The organism is Galbibacter sp. PAP.153 (assembly GCF_037029175.1).
In the GTDB taxonomy this organism is placed as follows: domain Bacteria; phylum Bacteroidota; class Bacteroidia; order Flavobacteriales; family Flavobacteriaceae; genus Galbibacter; species Galbibacter pacificus.
The window spans coordinates 1-335 of the sequence record NZ_JAZEUN010000076.1; the positions used below are offsets into that span (position 1 = coordinate 1).

1 protein-coding gene is annotated in these 335 nt (G+C 36.1%); it reads left to right on the forward strand.

The features are described 5' to 3' along the window. Nucleotides 1–17: 17 nt before the first annotated feature. Nucleotides 18–335, forward strand: a 318-nt coding sequence (locus UXI14_RS18105; protein WP_335967377.1) for a hypothetical protein, incomplete at its 3' end; no start/stop codon positions are given.

Below are 335 nucleotides of genomic sequence, written 5' to 3' on the forward strand. Positions count from 1 at the left end.
GTTACCTGAATGGGGATATGAGATTTGTCAGACTGGAACGGGAAATATTACCGCAGGAGAACATAACTGAACCCGTTTTCCTTCGTCTGTACATGAGAGAAAATAAAAAAAAGGAAAGGGGGACCATAAAAGGGCTTAAAAATGGCCTGAAAAGAGACCTGTTTATTAAAATGCTCAATGCCAGGTACACGCAAATGCAATGGTCTTATAATAACCATTTTGATATTTACAGTGAATTTTCAGAGTATCCATCGGCGTTTAAAATTAATATATGCGCATATGGAAATCAAGAAAGATTAGCGGTAATTGAGGCTTTAAAAACTTTAAAACAGGTA